The 15,270-nt window shown below is 71.6% G+C and carries 11 protein-coding genes; 5 read left to right on the forward strand and 6 right to left on the reverse strand.

Features of this window, described 5'->3' with window-relative positions:
* Window positions 1-5 precede the first annotated feature (5 nt).
* On the forward strand, window positions 6-4,763 hold the full coding sequence (locus tag BKA10_RS10070) for a DNA glycosylase AlkZ-like family protein (protein WP_183499772.1): 4,758 nt from the start codon (window positions 6-8) through the stop codon (window positions 4,761-4,763).
* The gene (locus BKA10_RS10075; RefSeq protein WP_183499773.1) at window positions 4,756-5,529 is read left to right on the forward strand and encodes an Fpg/Nei family DNA glycosylase; all 774 of its coding nucleotides are present in this window, start codon (window positions 4,756-4,758) and stop codon (window positions 5,527-5,529) included. Before BKA10_RS10070 ends, BKA10_RS10075 begins: the two co-directional genes overlap by 8 nt.
* 185 nt (window positions 5,530-5,714) lie before the next feature.
* Here the strand turns inward: BKA10_RS10075 and BKA10_RS10080 are convergent, their stop codons facing one another.
* A complete protein-coding gene (locus tag BKA10_RS10080) occupies window positions 5,715-6,395 on the reverse strand; it encodes a YitT family protein (RefSeq protein ID WP_248199337.1) in 681 nt (226 codons plus the stop codon).
* A gap of 95 nt (window positions 6,396-6,490) precedes the next feature.
* Between BKA10_RS10080 and BKA10_RS10085 the strand changes: the two genes are divergently transcribed.
* Window positions 6,491-6,898, forward strand: coding sequence for a transferase (locus BKA10_RS10085; RefSeq protein WP_183501150.1), 408 nt, complete (start codon window positions 6,491-6,493; stop codon window positions 6,896-6,898).
* 160 nt (window positions 6,899-7,058) lie between these two features.
* Window positions 7,059-7,868 (forward strand): LysR family substrate-binding domain-containing protein, encoded by an 810-nt coding sequence (locus BKA10_RS10090; RefSeq protein ID WP_183499775.1) that lies wholly within the window; start codon window positions 7,059-7,061, stop codon window positions 7,866-7,868.
* Between the two features lie 309 nt (window positions 7,869-8,177).
* Here BKA10_RS10090 and BKA10_RS16920 read toward each other — a convergent pair whose 3' ends face one another.
* The 4 genes from BKA10_RS16920 to BKA10_RS10110 form a co-directional block, all read right to left on the reverse strand.
* On the reverse strand, window positions 8,178-10,661 hold the full coding sequence (locus BKA10_RS16920) for a CHAT domain-containing protein (RefSeq protein WP_248199335.1): 2,484 nt from the start codon (window positions 10,659-10,661) through the stop codon (window positions 8,178-8,180).
* Between the two features lie 104 nt (window positions 10,662-10,765).
* Complete coding sequence (locus BKA10_RS10100) at window positions 10,766-12,463, reverse strand: S8 family peptidase (protein WP_241740241.1); 1,698 nt, start codon at window positions 12,461-12,463, stop codon at window positions 10,766-10,768.
* A gap of 67 nt (window positions 12,464-12,530) precedes the next feature.
* A complete protein-coding gene (locus BKA10_RS10105) occupies window positions 12,531-13,004 on the reverse strand; it encodes a hypothetical protein (protein WP_183499776.1) in 474 nt (157 codons plus the stop codon).
* On the reverse strand, window positions 12,994-13,632 hold the full coding sequence (locus BKA10_RS10110; protein WP_183499777.1) for an RNA polymerase sigma factor: 639 nt from the start codon (window positions 13,630-13,632) through the stop codon (window positions 12,994-12,996). Before BKA10_RS10110 ends, BKA10_RS10105 begins: the two co-directional genes overlap by 11 nt.
* 119 nt (window positions 13,633-13,751) lie before the next feature.
* Here BKA10_RS10110 and BKA10_RS10115 point away from each other — a divergent pair, with 119 nt between their 5' ends.
* Window positions 13,752-14,477: a glutamine amidotransferase-related protein gene (locus BKA10_RS10115; RefSeq protein ID WP_183499778.1), complete on the forward strand. Its 726-nt coding sequence runs from the start codon at window positions 13,752-13,754 to the stop codon at window positions 14,475-14,477.
* Here BKA10_RS10115 and BKA10_RS10120 read toward each other — a convergent pair.
* The gene (locus BKA10_RS10120; RefSeq protein ID WP_183499779.1) at window positions 14,431-15,270 is read right to left on the reverse strand and encodes a TspO-related membrane protein; all 840 of its coding nucleotides are present in this window, start codon (window positions 15,268-15,270) and stop codon (window positions 14,431-14,433) included. The genes BKA10_RS10115 and BKA10_RS10120 overlap by 47 nt on opposite strands.

A 15,270-nucleotide genomic window follows, 5' to 3' on the forward strand; every position in this document is an offset into this window, starting at 1 on the left:
GGGGGATGGTCGATGTGCTCGAGCGGTTCGGTCCTGCCACGCAGGACTGGTTCCGGTCGGCGTTCCCGGCCCCCACCCCGGCACAGACCGGCGCGTGGGACGCGATATCGGCCGGCAAGCACGCCCTCGTGGTCGCACCGACCGGTTCGGGCAAGACCCTGTCGGCATTCCTGTGGGCGATCGACCGCATCTTCCACGACCGCGAGGCACCGCCCGCCGGCCGGGCGGCAGGAAGCGGGCGGGCGTCGCAGAAAGCCGCGCCCGAGCGCACCCGTGTCCTCTACATCTCGCCGCTGAAGGCGCTCGGCGTCGACGTCGAGCGCAACCTGCGGTCTCCCCTGGTGGGCATCGGGCAGTCGGCCCGGCGCTTGGGTGTGACCGTCCCCGATGTGACCGTCGGCGTGCGGTCGGGCGATACGCCGTCCTCCGACCGGCGAAAGCTCGTCACGCACCCGCCCGACATCCTCATCACCACGCCCGAGTCGCTGTACCTGATGCTCACGTCGCAGGCGGCCGAGACCCTGCGCGGGGTGCACACGGTCATCGTGGACGAGGTGCACGCGGTGGCCGCGACCAAGCGCGGCGCCCACCTGGCGGTGAGCCTCGAGCGACTCGATGCCCTGCTCGACACACCGGCGCAGCGCATCGGGCTGTCGGCCACCGTCCGGCCGATCGACGAGGTGGCGCGGTTCCTCGGCGGTGCCGCCCCGGTCGAGATCGTCGCGCCGCGCGCGAGCAAGACCTTCGAGCTGAGCGTCGTCGTGCCCATGGCCGACATGCTCAATCCGCCGCCGCCCCCCGGGGCTGCCCAAGAGGTTCCGGATGCCGGTGACGAGAACGGCGAGGACTGGTATACGCCGCCCACCGAGGTGACCGGTTCAGTGTGGCCGCATGTCGAGGAGGCGATCGTCGATCGGATCCTCGCGCACCGCTCGACGATCGTGTTCGCGAACGCGCGGCGCCTCGCCGAACGTCTCACGGCACGGCTGAACGAGATCTACTCCGAGCGGATCGGCGTCGACCTTCCGAGTCCCGCGGTCCCCGCCGCCATGATGGCGCAGGCGGGGGCGACTGCGGGCGCCGACCCGGTGCTGGCCAAGGCGCACCACGGTTCGGTGTCGAAGGAGCAGCGAGCCCAGGTCGAGGACGAGCTGAAGTCCGGCGTGCTGCGCTGCGTCGTGGCCACCAGCAGCCTCGAGCTCGGCATCGACATGGGTGCTGTCGACCTCGTCATCCAGGTCGAGTCGCCGCCTTCGGCCGCGTCGGGGCTGCAGCGCGTCGGCCGCGCCGGGCACCAGGTCGGCGAGATCAGCAAGGCGGCGCTGTTTCCGAAGCACCGGGGCGACGTGCTGCACACGGCGGTGGTCACCGAGCGCATGCTGGGCGGCAAGATCGAGGCCATCGCAGTGCCGCAGAACCCGCTCGACATCCTCGCGCAGCAGACCGTCGCCGCCTGCGCGCTCGGCCCCGTCGACGTCGAGGGCTGGTTCGAGACCGTCAAGAGATCCGCGCCGTTCCGTTCGCTGCCGCGCTCGGCCTACGAGGCGACACTCGATCTGCTCGCGGGCCGGTTTCCGTCCGACGCGTTCGCCGAGCTGCGACCCCGCGTGGTGTGGGACCGCGATCACGGCACCCTCACCGGGCGGCCGGGTGCGCAGCGCATCGCGGTCACGAGCGGCGGCACGATCCCCGACCGCGGCCTGTTCGGCGTCTTCGTCGCCGGAGAGACGACCGGTGCGCGGGTCGGCGAGCTCGACGAGGAGATGGTCTACGAGTCGCGCGTGGGCGACGTGTTCACGCTCGGCACGACCAGCTGGCGGATCGTCGAGATCACCCACGACCGGGTCAACGTCCTGCCCGCGTACGGGCAGCCGGGCAAGCTCCCGTTCTGGCACGGCGACGGCCTGGGGCGTCCGGCCGAGCTCGGCGAGGCGCTCGGCAGGTTCTCGCGCGAGATAGCGGCATCCACCCCCGACACAGCCCGCGACCGCTTGCGCGAGTCGGGGCTCGACGACAACGCGATCGAGAATCTGCTCGCGTACCTCGCCGAGCAGCGCGAGGCGACCGGCAGCCTGCCGACCGACAAGACCCTCACCGTCGAGCGGTCGCGCGACGAGGTCGGCGACTGGCGCGTCATCCTGCATTCCCCGTACGGCATGCACGTGCATGCGCCGTGGGCGCTGGCCGTGAACGCCCGGGTGCGCGAGCGCCTCGGGGTCGAGGGATCGGCGGTGGCCAGCGACGACGGGATCATCGTGCGGGTACCGGATGCCGAGGCTGAGCCCCCCGGCGCCGAGCTGTTCGTGTTCGACCCCGACGAGATCGACCAGCTCGTCACGAGCGAGGTCGGCGGCTCAGCGCTGTTCGCCTCGCGGTTCCGCGAATGCGCGGCGCGGGCGCTGCTGCTGCCCCGCCTCAACCCCAACAAGCGGTCGCCGCTGTGGCAGCAGCGGCAGAAGTCGGCGCAGCTGCTCGAGGTGGCACGCGAGCACCCGACGTTCCCGATCATCCTCGAGACGCTGCGCGAAGTGCTGCAGGACGTCTACGACCTTCCCGCGCTGCTGCGCATCACCCGGGCGATCGGCGACCGGCGGATCCGCCTCGTCGAGACGACCACGAGCCAGCCGTCGCCGTTCGCCCGCGACCTGCTGTTCGGATATGTCGGCGCATTCATGTACGAGGGCGACTCGCCGCTCGCGGAGCGCCGGGCGGCCGCGCTGTCGGTCGATCCGGCTCTGCTGAGCGAGCTGCTCGGCAAGGTCGAGATGCGCGAGCTGCTCGACGCCGATGTGATCGCCCAGCTCGAGCGCGAGGTGCAGCGCCTCGACCCCACCCGCAAGGTGAAGGGCGTCGAAGGCGTCGCCGACCTGCTGCGTCTGCTCGGGCCGCTCAGCATCGAGGAGGTCGCGGAGCGGCTGGCGGAGGACCGTGCCACGGACGTTGCCGCCGAGACGCGGAGCGAGGCGGCCGGCGCAGGAGCGCGGAGCGACGCCGCCGGCGACGAGGCGTCGAAGGGTGACGCCGGAGCGCGGAACCACGCCGCCGCGACGCTGCTCGGCGAACTGGTCGAGACCCGCCGGGCCGTGCGCGTCACGATCGCAGGGGCCGAACGGGTCGCGGCGATCGAAGACGCCGGACGCCTGCGTGACGCGCTGGGCATCGCGCTGCCGGTGGGCATTCCGACGGCGTTCCTCGAGCCGCTCGCCGATCCGCTCGGCGACCTCGTCGCCCGCTACGCACGCACGCACGGGCCGTTCCGGACGACCGCGGTCGCCGAGCGACTGGGCATCGGCGCGGCCGTCGCACGCCAGACCCTGCAGCGGCTCGAGGCGACCGGACGCCTGGCCAGCGGCTACTTCCTTCCCGACGCCCTGCCCGGTCCGATCGGTGGCGACGACCTCGAATGGTGCGACAGCGAGGTGCTGCGCCGCATCCGGCTGCGGTCCCTCGCGGCTATCCGCGGCAGCGTCGAGCCGGTCTCGCCCGAGGCGTTCGCCCGGTTCCTACCGGTCTGGCAGCATCTCGAGCGTCCGCTGGAGGGCATCGACGGGGTGCTCGCGGTCATCGAGCAGTTGGCCGGTGTGCCGCTGCCGGCCAGCGCGTGGGAGTCGTTGATCCTGCCGAGCCGCGTCGCCGGCTATACGCCCGCGCTGCTGGACGAGCTGACCTCCAGCGGCGAAGTGGTCTGGTCGGGCCACGGATCGCTGCCGGGTCGCGATGGGTGGATCGCCCTGCACCCTGCCGATGCGGCATCCCTCACCCTTGCCTTCCCCGAAGATGACGCCGACGAGCCCCAGAGCCCGCTGGAGCAGCGCATCCTCGATGCACTCGCGGGAGGCGGCGCGTTCTTCGCCGCCCAGCTGGTGCCGATGGCCGGGGCTGAGAACGAGCAGTCCGTCGTCGAGGCGCTGTGGAACCTGACGTGGACCGGACGGGTCACCAACGACACGTTCGCGCCCGTGCGTACGCTCCTGACCGGCGGCTCCCAGGCGCACCGCGTGGCGCGCCGGACTCCGCGGACACGGATGTTCCGGGGAATGCCGCTGGCCACGACCCCGCGTGCCGCCCCGCCCCGCCCGCCGATGGTCGGCGGTCGCTGGTCGCTGCTGCCCGCCCGCGACCCCGATGCGCTGGTGCGCGCCGCGGCCGCGGCGAGCCTGCTGCTCGAGAGGTACGGCGTCGTCACCCGCGGGTCGGTGCAATCCGAGGGGCTGCCGGGCGGCTTCGCGCAGGCCTACCGGGTGCTCGCCGGGTTCGAAGACGCCGGGCACTGCCGCCGCGGCTACTTCATCGAGAAGCTCGGCGCCGCCCAGTTCGCGACCTCCGCCACCGTCGACCGGCTCCGCGGGTTCGCCGGCCTGTCCGACCCCGTGCCGTTGAAGGCCATCACCCTCGCGGCCACCGACCCCGCCAACCCCTACGGGGCAGCACTGGGGTGGCCCGCGCTCGAAGGGGTCTCGCACCGGCCGGGGCGCAAGGCGGGAGGCCTCGTCGTGCTCGTCGACGGCACCCTCGTGCTGTACCTCGAGCGCGGCGGTCGGTCGGCACTCGCGTTCACCGAGAACGAGGAGATGCTCGCCGCCGCCGCCCGCAGCCTCGTCGACACCGCCCGTGCGCGACGCCTCGACACCCTCACGATCGAGAAGGTCGGCGGCGAGTTCGTCTACAACACCACCGTCGGACGAGCGCTGCGCACGGCGGGCTTCGTCGAGTCCACGCGGGGACTCACCCTGCGCAAGGTGACGGCCGGGTCGCGTGCCTGAGGGCGACACCGTCTTCCGCACCGCGCAGCGGCTGCACGCGGCACTGGCCGGCGACGAGGTCACCCGGTTCGACATCCGGGTGCCCGGCAGTGCCACCGCCGACCTCACCGGCATCCACGTGCGTGAGGTCGTCGCGCGCGGCAAGCACCTGCTGATGCGCATCGGCGAGAGCACCCTGCACTCGCACCTGAAGATGGAGGGCGAGTGGCACGTCTATCGCGCGGACCAGCGGTGGCGCAAGCCCGGGTTCGCCGCGCGCGCGATCGTAGGCACGCGCCGAGTGGATGCCGTGGGCTTCGACCTCGCGCTGGTCGAGGTCTTGCCGACAGGCGACGAAGAGCGCGTCGTCGGGCACCTCGGCCCTGACCTGCTCGGACCGGACTGGGACGCCGCCGAAGCCGCGCGCCGGCTGGGCGCCGACGACCGGGCGATCCACGTCGCGGTGCAGGACCAGCGCAACCTCGCCGGCCTCGGCAACGAGTACGCGAACGAACTGCTCTTCGTCCGCGGCATCCTGCCGACCACTCCCGCGTCGGAGGTCGATGCCGTCGCGCTCGTGGACACTGCGTCGCGGATGATCGGGGCGAACCGCGATCGCCCGCAGCGGACCTTCACCGGTGACACCCGCCGGGGCCGGCAGAACTGGGTGTACCGTCGCGCCGGCAAGCCGTGCCTGCGGTGCGGCACGCTCATCGAGGGGTCGCAGCTCGGCGCGAGCCCGACCGCCGAGCGCATCGTGTTCTGGTGCCCGACCTGCCAGCGCTGAGGTCTTCTGCGCTGGGGCCCCGTAACCGAGCGCGCTGGATGCCGCGTCCCGAGACGCGAGACCTCCGACACAGTTGGCGCTCCGGCCTGGAATGACGCGGACGTTCCCGGCGTACGCGCCAAGTGTGTGCTGATCAGATCGGTAAAACGCGTGTCAGACAGGGGTGGGCAACTCCCACGCGCGCGTCAGCGCCCGATGTAGCGCCCCGGGCGGTGGTTGAGTGCCAGCACGAGGTTCAGCAGCACCGCGCCGGCGGCGCTCATCAGCACGTTCGGCCACGGGACGACCAGCAGGGCGAGCAGGATGATCACGACGTCGAACATCATCAGCGTCCACCCGGCGCGGAACCCTGTGCGCTCCTGGATCACGAGCCCCACCACGTGGATGCCGCCCACGCTCGAGCGGTGCCGGAACAGGATCAGCATGCCGATTCCGGCGAGTAGGTTGCCGGCCAGCGTGCCGTACAGCGGCTGCAGCTCGGCGATCACGAAGTACTGCTCGTGCAGGACCGAGAATCCCGAGACCAGCGCGATCGAGATGACCGTGCGAATCGTGAAGTTCCAGCCCTTCTTCCACACCGCCAGCACCGCGAACGGGATGTTGATCACCGCGAACAGCACCCAGAACGGCCACCCGGTCGCGTAGCCGAGCAGCAGCGAGAGTCCGGCCGTGCCGCCGGTGACCGCCTCCGAGGCGTTCAGCAGATGAAGGCCGAGGGATGCCGCGAAGGTGCCGGTCAGGATCCCGAGCACATCATCGGCGAGCGTGTGCGGCGCCGCCCGCTCTTCGAAGACGAGTGATGACGACGCCTCGGATCCGCTCTCGGACTCGGGTTCGGGCTCGGGGTCGGGCTCGGGTGAAGACACCGCGCCATCTTCGCAGAACGACCCGCACCGGGCCACGTCCATGCCGGGGAATGAATGACGAGGAAGCCGCGTTGTCACTGTTTCAGGGAGGAAAAGTGGGCAAGAACTACATCGACATCGAAGACGACCACGGCGACGTGCTGCGCTACCGCAAGCACGCCAATGGCCGCGGCCTGATCGCGCACGGAGCCAAGGTGCATGCCACCGCGCTCGTCGAGCAAGGTGCGTATGTCGAACCCGGCGTACAGGTCGCCGCGGGAGCCCACATCGGCCGCGGCGTCTGGATCGAGCCGGATGCCGTGATCGGACCCAACGCCGAGATCGCCCCTCACGCCCACATCGGCCCGGGTGCCGCGATCGGACCGAAGGCCAAGATCGGCGTCCGCGCGTACATCGGCGCCCACGCGAAGGTCGCCGGCGGGTCGCTCATCGGCGACGATGTGAGTGTTCCCGAGGGCGAGCGCATCGCGACCGACCGCCGCGGGCTGCGCCTGGCCGCCTGACCCGCCCGAGTGATGCGCAACGCGCTCACGTAGGGTGCCTCGGTGAGTATGCACGGAGCGCCGGTGACCGCGAACCGAGCGCCGGTGAGTATGCACGGAGCGCCGGTGACCGCGCGGGCGGGGGCCGGAGCGCGCGGACGACCCCGGCTACGCTGAACCCATGGCGGGCCGAGCGAAGCAGGGAAAGTCGCGCGACGCGCACGGCGGCCGTGGCGCGGGGAGCAGGTCGGCACCTGGCGCAGCCAAGAAGCCGGCCCCCGGCACCGCCGGCAAGGGAAAGAAACCGGCATCCGCCGCCGCCAAGAAGACGTCCGACGCGAAGGCACCGGCATCCACGCACCGGACGAAGAACGCTCCGGTGCCACCCGCGCCGCCGGCCGGACCCTTTCGCCTCGGGGCGATCGCCGGCGCGACGCCGGGCAAGTGGATCGACACGTGGCATGAGCGGATGCCGGGTGTGGAGCTGCGGCTGATCCCCCTGGCCGGCCACGAGCAGGCCGATGCCCTCATCGCCGACGAGGTGGATGCCGCTCTCGTGCGCCTGCCCGTCGACCCGGACGGGCTGCACACGATCGTGCTGTACGACGAGGTGCCGGTCGTGGTGTGTTCCGCGGACTCCCATCTGACGGCCGCCGATGAACTCGTGCTCGCAGACCTCGCGGGCGAGATCGTGATCACCCCCCGCGACGACGTGCTGCACACCGACGTTGCGGGGGCGCTGGCGCCGAAGTTCGACGCCCCCGAGACGACCGAGGACGCCGTGGCGACGGTTGCGGCGGGTGTCGGCGTCGTGATCGTGCCCATGTCGCTCGCCCGCCTGCATCACCGCAAGGATGTCGCGCACCGTCCGCTCACCGATGGTCCCCTGTCGACGGTCGCGCTGGCGTGGCCGAGCGCACGGTCGAACGCACACGTGGAGGCGTTCATCGGCATCGTGCGCGGACGCACGGCGAACTCGTCGCGGGCCTGACGACCACGGCGCGGGCGTGATGCCGGCCTGACACGGTCCGGCCGGTCCCCGGGCTCCTCCCCAGAAGCCCGGGACCGTGACCCCTCCCCAGAGGTCCGGACCGGGGCCGGTGGCGTCCCCACGATCCACCGACCCCTTCGGACCGGCCTGCACCCCCCGGTGGCCGTCCGCAGTAGAACAGCGGCCACACTGCCCCAGCCAGGCGACCCCCAATAACGTGACCTCCCACCCGATCTTCCGAGTGGAGTGCCGTTCTATGTGTCAAGAGCGCACCCCGGGCAGGGTGATACATGCCAGATGAAGAACTTCTCAGAATCCGGCGCCGTGCACCTGGAACGGGGCGACGATCCCGGTGCGCTCGGTCGCGTCGGCGAGCGCCTCGGCGGGAGATGTTCCCGCGGCAAGGCCTTCGTGCATCGCCCCCAGCAGCTCGCAGGCATCGTCGTCGGCGACGACAACGGGCGCGGCGATGACGCAGCGCGCGCCGGCGTGCAACCACGCCCGTGTCATGCCGATCGCCTCTTCACCCCACCGCACCGCGGATCGGCCGACCTCGCACGCCGACAGCACGACGGTGGTGGGCACGCGCGGCATGCGATCGATGTCGTAGCCGAACAGCACGCCGTCGGCCAGTTCGAGACCCGAGAAGAGCGGGTTGTCGGCGGTGTGGCGACCGTGGGCTGAGATGTGCAGGACATCGACCGCGCCGACCATGCCGGTGACGCCGTCGATCGTCGAGTCGGCTCCGTGCCGGATCTCCGGCTGGGTCCTCTGCCAGGCGGATGCTGCGGTCGTGACTTCCTCGATGCCGCGGGCTACGCGCGGGCCGACCGCGAAGCCTGCTGTGCGGAGCGTGAGAGGTGTGCGCCGGCGCGCCCAGCGCGACGCCGAGACAGCGTGGGTGGTGACTCGGCCCCGCAGATCCGGCAGCATGCTCCATGGCACGCCGGCGAGGACGCCGGGGGTCGTGATCAGCAGCCGCCGGGCGGCCGTGCGAGCGGTGACCGGCTCGAGGAGGAGACGCGACAGCGACGCGAGGCGGGCGTCGAGCGAGCGGCGGATGACGTCGGCCATCGGTCCGGAGCGCACCGATGCCGAGAGGTCGAGGTCCGAGCGGAGCCCGGGCAGGAGCGTGTGCGCCTCGGACCAGCCCGGCAGGTCCACCACCTCGGCGCACCCCGCGCCGGCGACCACGCATCGCATTCCGTGCGGACTGAACACGAACGACAGGGCGGCCGTGTCGGCGTCGAGCAGCCGCTGCAGCCCGGACAGGTCGACGCGGTCTCCCCCGTCGGGAGCGTCGGTCGCCGCGACGCTCGCCCACTGCCGCTCGCGCACGAGTTCGCCCAGCTCGGCAGCGCGCGGATCGCTGAGCCATGAGTCGGCGGGCAGTTCGGCGCGCAGCGTGCGCAGCTCGGCGAGCCGCCGGGCGAGCTCGGGGTCGGGCGGTGGGCGCAGCGGCACCACCTGCTGGCTGAGCAGACGCGCCCGCTCGGACCACTCGAACATCGCGGCGGGATCGCCGGTGTCGACCGCGGCGGCCAGTCCCGCGCCGAGCAGGCCGTTGCCGTGCATCGCGAGAGAGGTCTGCAGGTCGAGACTGCCGAACGAATGCGACCACGTGGTGAGTTCATCGAGGCCGCGGGCGGCGGCACGGCGCGCCTGGGTGGGGGTCGCGGCACGTGCGGCGCGGACCTCGTAAGCCAGCAGACGCACCTCGAGCGGGGCAGATCGCCGCAGCCGTGGGAGCGGTGTGCCATCGTCGCGGCCGTGGCGCACCCGCCACAGGATGTGGGTCAGGCGCAGTGCCATCGCATCGCCCCAGAGTCCGTGGCCATCGAGCTCGGCGGCCAGGCCCCCGACGGTGTCGGCGTCGGGCACGCGTCGCGCGGCGGGGGTCACGCGACCCGAGCGGTCGACTGTCCCTCCCGCCAGCAGCGCCCGGGCCCGGATGCCGGCGGCGCGTGCGCGCCACAACGCGCCTTCCAGCTGCGAGAACCGCCGTTCGGCCGCCGCAGCGACCTTCGCGGCACGTGCAGGGTCGTGACGCAGCAGGGACCGGGCCAAGTTGAGCTCGGACTCGGCCTGGGCCTGCCGCATCCGCCGCGCGCCGAAGACGTGGATGGCCGCCTCCAGCAGGCGCTCGGCCTCGGTGGTGAGCCCGGCGTCGCGCAGCACCTCGGCACGGTCGACGTCGCCTATCGCGGTGTGGACGTCGGACTCGCCGGCCATGACCTTGCGCGCGCTGACCATGTGCCCGAGTGCCCCGACCAGGTCGCCCTCGAGCAGCAGGATGTAGCCGAGATTGTGCTCGGCGACCGCGGCGGAGTCGGGGTCGGCATCTTCCTCGTAGTCGGCGATCGCGCGGTCGAGATCGCCGCGGGCGGCCGCGAGCTCGCCCAGCTGCATGTGGGCGACGCTGCGGTTCAGGTACATGCGGGCCCGACGACCCGAGGACTCGGGCATGGCGTCGATGCCACTGGTGAGGCTGCTGACCGCCCCGGAGGGATTGCCTCGGTTCAGTGCGATCAGTCCCAGCTGGCCTTGGAGGATGGCCGTCGTCTGAGCGGAGATGCCGTCGAGTGCGAGTGCGTCGCGGCACAGCGATTCGGCGCTGTCGGGTGCGCCGTCGTGTGAGGCGAGGAAGGCCCGCGTTCCCGCGATGCGCGCCCGGAGGTCAGGGTCGACGGCCCGCGCAGCGCCGGACGTGAGCGCACGCCGGGCGGCGCCGAAGCGTCCGGCGTTGACGTGCTCGAGGCCACGAGTGTAGAGCTCCTCGGCCGATAGGGTCACCCATACAGCATGCCGTGCCGCGCGACCCGATGGGCGCATCACTGCTCACCGGTTCTCCGCGGTGCCTTCGTGGCCGCGGAGACCGCTGCAGCGGACTGGTCGACTCAGACGGCCGGGAGCACCTCCTCCGCCACCGCCGCCGTCACCGCGGCGTCGACCTCGTCGACGTTCGAGATGATCGCGCGGCCCTCTTCGACGTGCGGGCGCAGGCGCGCGGCGACCCGTCCGGCGACCAGCGGCGCGGCGAACGAGGTGCCGCTCCACACCGCGAACCCGCCGCGGTAGTCGTCGGGGTCGATCGTCTGCCGCAGCAGGCCGTATTCATCGTGCCGGGCTGTGGCCTGCACGCCGCCCAGGAAGTCGGGCATCGTGCTGACGATCCCCGCCCCGGTCGCGTAAGTCCCCACCCACGGGCCGACGTTCGAGAACAGCGCCGTCGAGCGGCGACTCGGATTGAGTGCGCCGACCGACAGGTGCCGCGCGTAGTCGTCGGGTTCGATGCCGTTCCCGGAGTCGGGCCATGCCCACAGCGAAGCCGGGAACGCGGGCCGGTCGATGGCGTCGTTTCCGGCCGAAGCGACCACGACGGTGCCCAGCGCACGCAGCGCCGTGAGCAGGTCGTGCAGATGCTTGCTGTAAAGGCCGTCCTCGGGCGTCTCGTGGTAGTAGCTGAGCGACAGACTCAGCACATCCACGGCCCGGCCGTCGTCCCGTCCCGAGCGGTAGCGGAAGACGAGGATCGCGAGGTCCTCGAGAATCTGCAGCAGGGAGGACTCGGTGACGATGCCGAGGCCATCGGCCACCCGGATCGCGAGCAGATCGGCATCCGGTGCCACCTGACGCACGATGCCGGCGATGAACGTGCCGTGCCCGGCCACCGGATCGATCTCACCGTCGAGCGGACCGTACAAGTCGGGGTAGAGCTCCGGGTTGGCGTCGTCGGTGAGCCCCAGTGGCCGGCCGTCGAGTTCGACGTGACGATCGACGATGTCGTCGGGCAGCCAGTCATGCACACCCGCACCGGTGTCGAGGATCGCCACCACCGGACGACGCTCGCCCTTGCGCAGCGGTGTGCGCAGGGGCGCGGGCCCCACCCACGCCACCGGCTGCCGTCCGCCGCACCCGGCCTGGCCGTACTCGCTGACCGGGTTCGACTTCGTGTAGGGATTGGACTTCGTATACGGGTTGGACTTCGTATACGGGTTGCTCTGGGTGAAGGGGTTCGTCTGCGTGAACGGGTTCACCCCGATCGGGTCGATCGACACGATGTGGTCGAGCCCGATGCGGTCGACGCCGGCCTTGCGGAGTGCGGTGCCCACATCTTCTCGGCGCAGACCACGGATGTCGGATCCGAGCGCTTCGCGCCGTATGCGCTGCAGGACCCGCCACGCGTCGGGCAGTGCCGGCGACTCCGTCGACGCCGAGTCCTCGGGGATCAGCTCGACGCGCAGCACGGGAGCGGCGCCGGGCACGATGTCCTGGTCGAGCTCGGACTCGTCCTTGGGGTCGAGTCGGGCGCCGCTCAGCCGCTCACGTTCGATGCCCCAGCCGAACGACCGCGCCGCCTCCTTGATGCGCTCGACGTTGTCGTGCAGGCGCACGGCGCTGTGCGTGCCGTCCTCGCCCGCTCCCGAGACGAGCAGCCGGTTCGGCACATAGGCCGTCGGGAACACCCGCATCGGGCCGAGCGGATCGGTATCGGGATCGAGCACCACCCCGGTGGTGACCGAGCCACGTGCCCGGTCCTTCCACGACCATCCCTCCGGCTGCGGCATCGCCTTCCCGCCACCCACTACGGCCATCGTCTTCTCCCCTTTCGGCCGCGCGGTGCGGCCTGTCCGTCATCGCGCGCCCGTCAGGGCGTCGGCGTCACACTTCGAAGTGCGGTGTCACCAGATCGCCGGCGGCACCGGCATCCGTCGTCGCATCGAGCACGACACGCAACCGCACGAGCCCCTTGGCGACATCCTCGAACGCGAACCGTCCACCGTCGCAGACCACCGTCTGCTCGCCGTCTTCGCGGATGAGCACGACCGACGTCGCCGGTCCGTCCACCCAGCCGTCGATGCGATGGCCCCCGGCCTCGCTCTCGGTGAGATGGATCAGCACGTTCGTGGTGCCGTCGCTGAACTGCAGCGTGAGCGTGTCGGCATCGCCGCGGACGGCGGCACCGGCATCCACCTCGACCAGCGTCAGCAGGGCGTACTCCTGGGCGAGATCGTCCGCGGCGACGGCGGCGACCATGCGGTCGACCAGGTCGACGGGCAGCGGATCGACCGTCTCCCAGGTGTGCCGCAGGGCACGGAACAGTGCGGCGTCCGATGCCGGACTCTCAGCGATCATCAGTCTCGTCCTTCCAGCCTTCAGCGGCGAGCGCGGTGCGCAGCTTGCCGAGGCAGCGCCCTCGGGTCGGCCCGATCGACCCGACCGGCATGGCCAGGTCCGTCGCGATCCGGGCATAGTCCGGACGTTCTTCGAACGCGATCACCCGCAGCAGCCGGCGGCAGCGTTCGTCGAGGGTTCCGACGGCCCCCCACAGGCGCCGGTCGCGGTCGGCCAGTTCGGCCCGCGATTCGGCGGAGTCGTCCGTCGGCAGATGCGGTTCGAGGGACTCGTGCTCGACGGGGATGGCGCGCTGGTGGGCGCGCGCGACGCGCCACGCCTCGCGGCGCGCGCACGTGGTCAGCCAGCCGGCGACCGCACGCTCTTCGGTGATCGAATCGTGGCGGCGCACCAGGGTGAGCCAGGTCGTCTGGACGACGTCCTCGGCGAGCCCCCGCTCGAGTCCGTACGCGCGCACGACATGCCAGAGCACCGGCGTCAGCAGCCGCACGAGGGCGTCCATGGCGCGCGTGTCACCCTCGCGCCAACGCGCGAAGTGGTCGGCCGCCTGCACCCAGATCGAGGCATCGCCGACGCCCCCGTCGTCGCCCTGGTCGTCCCGGAGCGGCGCAGGGTCGGCTTCTGTCATAACGCCCATTGTGGCCACAGTTGAAGGAGTACTGCCACCTGGGGCCTGATACATCGTTCTCCGGAGAATGTGACACCGGCTCCCGCGCCGGAATCGGGACCCCGACGTAGACTCAGCGCATGGCCCCGCTCGTCTACGTCTGCGCACGTCCGCAACCAGATGCCGCAGCCGCCGAGTACGAGTCGTTCCGCACCAGCGCACGCGTCGGCACCGACGAGATGGAGCGCCTGGACCTCGTCCACGACGACCTGCCCGATGACGCCTTCGAGCGCTGGCGCGGCTTCGTCGTGGGCGGCAGCCCGTTCAACGCGACCGACCCCGAGTCGACCAAGACCGGCGATCAGCTGCGGCTGGAAGCCTCACTCGCGCGCATCGCACGGGCGGCGGCGGCCGCCGAGACGGCGGCGCTGTTCACGTGCTTCGGTATCGGCGTGGCCGCGCGGGCGCTCGGCGGCGAGGTGAGCCGCGGGTATCCCGAGAACACCGGGCCGACCACGATCACGCTGACGGCCGAAGCCGACCGCGACCCGGTGTTCGGCGGGCTGGCGCACACGTTCTCCGCTCTGACCGCGCACAAGGAGGGCACCGCCCGGCTGCCCGACGGGGCTGTACTGCTGGCCACCAACGAGGCATGCCCCGTGCAGGCGTTCCGCATCGGCGACCGGCTGTACGCCACCCAGTTCCACCCCGAGCCGACCGCGCAGGCGTTCGTCGACCGCATGGCGGTGTACCGCAACGACGGCTATTTCGACGCGGGGCACTTCGATCAGATCTCGGGGCGCGTGCTCGCGGCATCCCTCAGCGAACCTGCTCGGATTCTGCAGGCGTTCGCGCGGAACTTCTGAACCCGGTGGAGTGGATGCCGGTGATGCGCATCACCAGCGGCACGACGACCACGATCGCCGCGGCGATCCATGCGGTCACGGCGACAGGCGTCGAGTCGGGTTCGTCGGTTGTGCGTGCGACGCCGATCCACACGAGCCCCCACGCCATCGCCAGTCCGGGGGCGAGCCGGCCGCGGGTGCCCCACGCGATCGCGACGCCGAGGAGGGCGACAACTACGAGCACGGCGATGCCCCACGCGTCGGACGCCGCCTCGGACTGCGCGGGCACGACCTCGGCGGCCAGCCACGCCGTCACATTCGCGACCGTCGCCAGTGACACCCAGCCCAGGTGCAGGCCGACGGTGGCGTCCGCGAAGACGATGTCGGTCCAGCGCCCGGAAGGGTGCACCACCAGGATGCGGATCGTCACGGACAGCGCCGCCACCAGCAGCACGATCACGACGACGGTGGCCGGCAGGTTCAAGAACTGCGCGGCCAGCAGCCAGCACCCGTTGAGGACGGCCGTCACGGCGATCCACCAGCCGGCCGCGCGCTGACGCTCACGGGCGCGCTGGCCGGGGAGCGCCTGCCACACTGCGTAGGCGATCATGAGCACGTAGATGAGGCTCCAGATGCTGAACGCCTGACGGCCGGGCGAGAGCACGGTGGAGTCGGCGTCGAGCGCACCGCCCTGCAGCTCACGGACGTTCGTGCCGCCGAACAGGCCCACCCCCACCATGGCGGCGATGATCATGAACACGACCGCCGCGATGACGACGATCTGACGGGCAAGGTCGCGCGGTTCAGCTCTCAT

The organism is Microbacterium invictum (assembly GCF_014197265.1).
GTDB classification, from domain to species: domain Bacteria; phylum Actinomycetota; class Actinomycetes; order Actinomycetales; family Microbacteriaceae; genus Microbacterium; species Microbacterium invictum.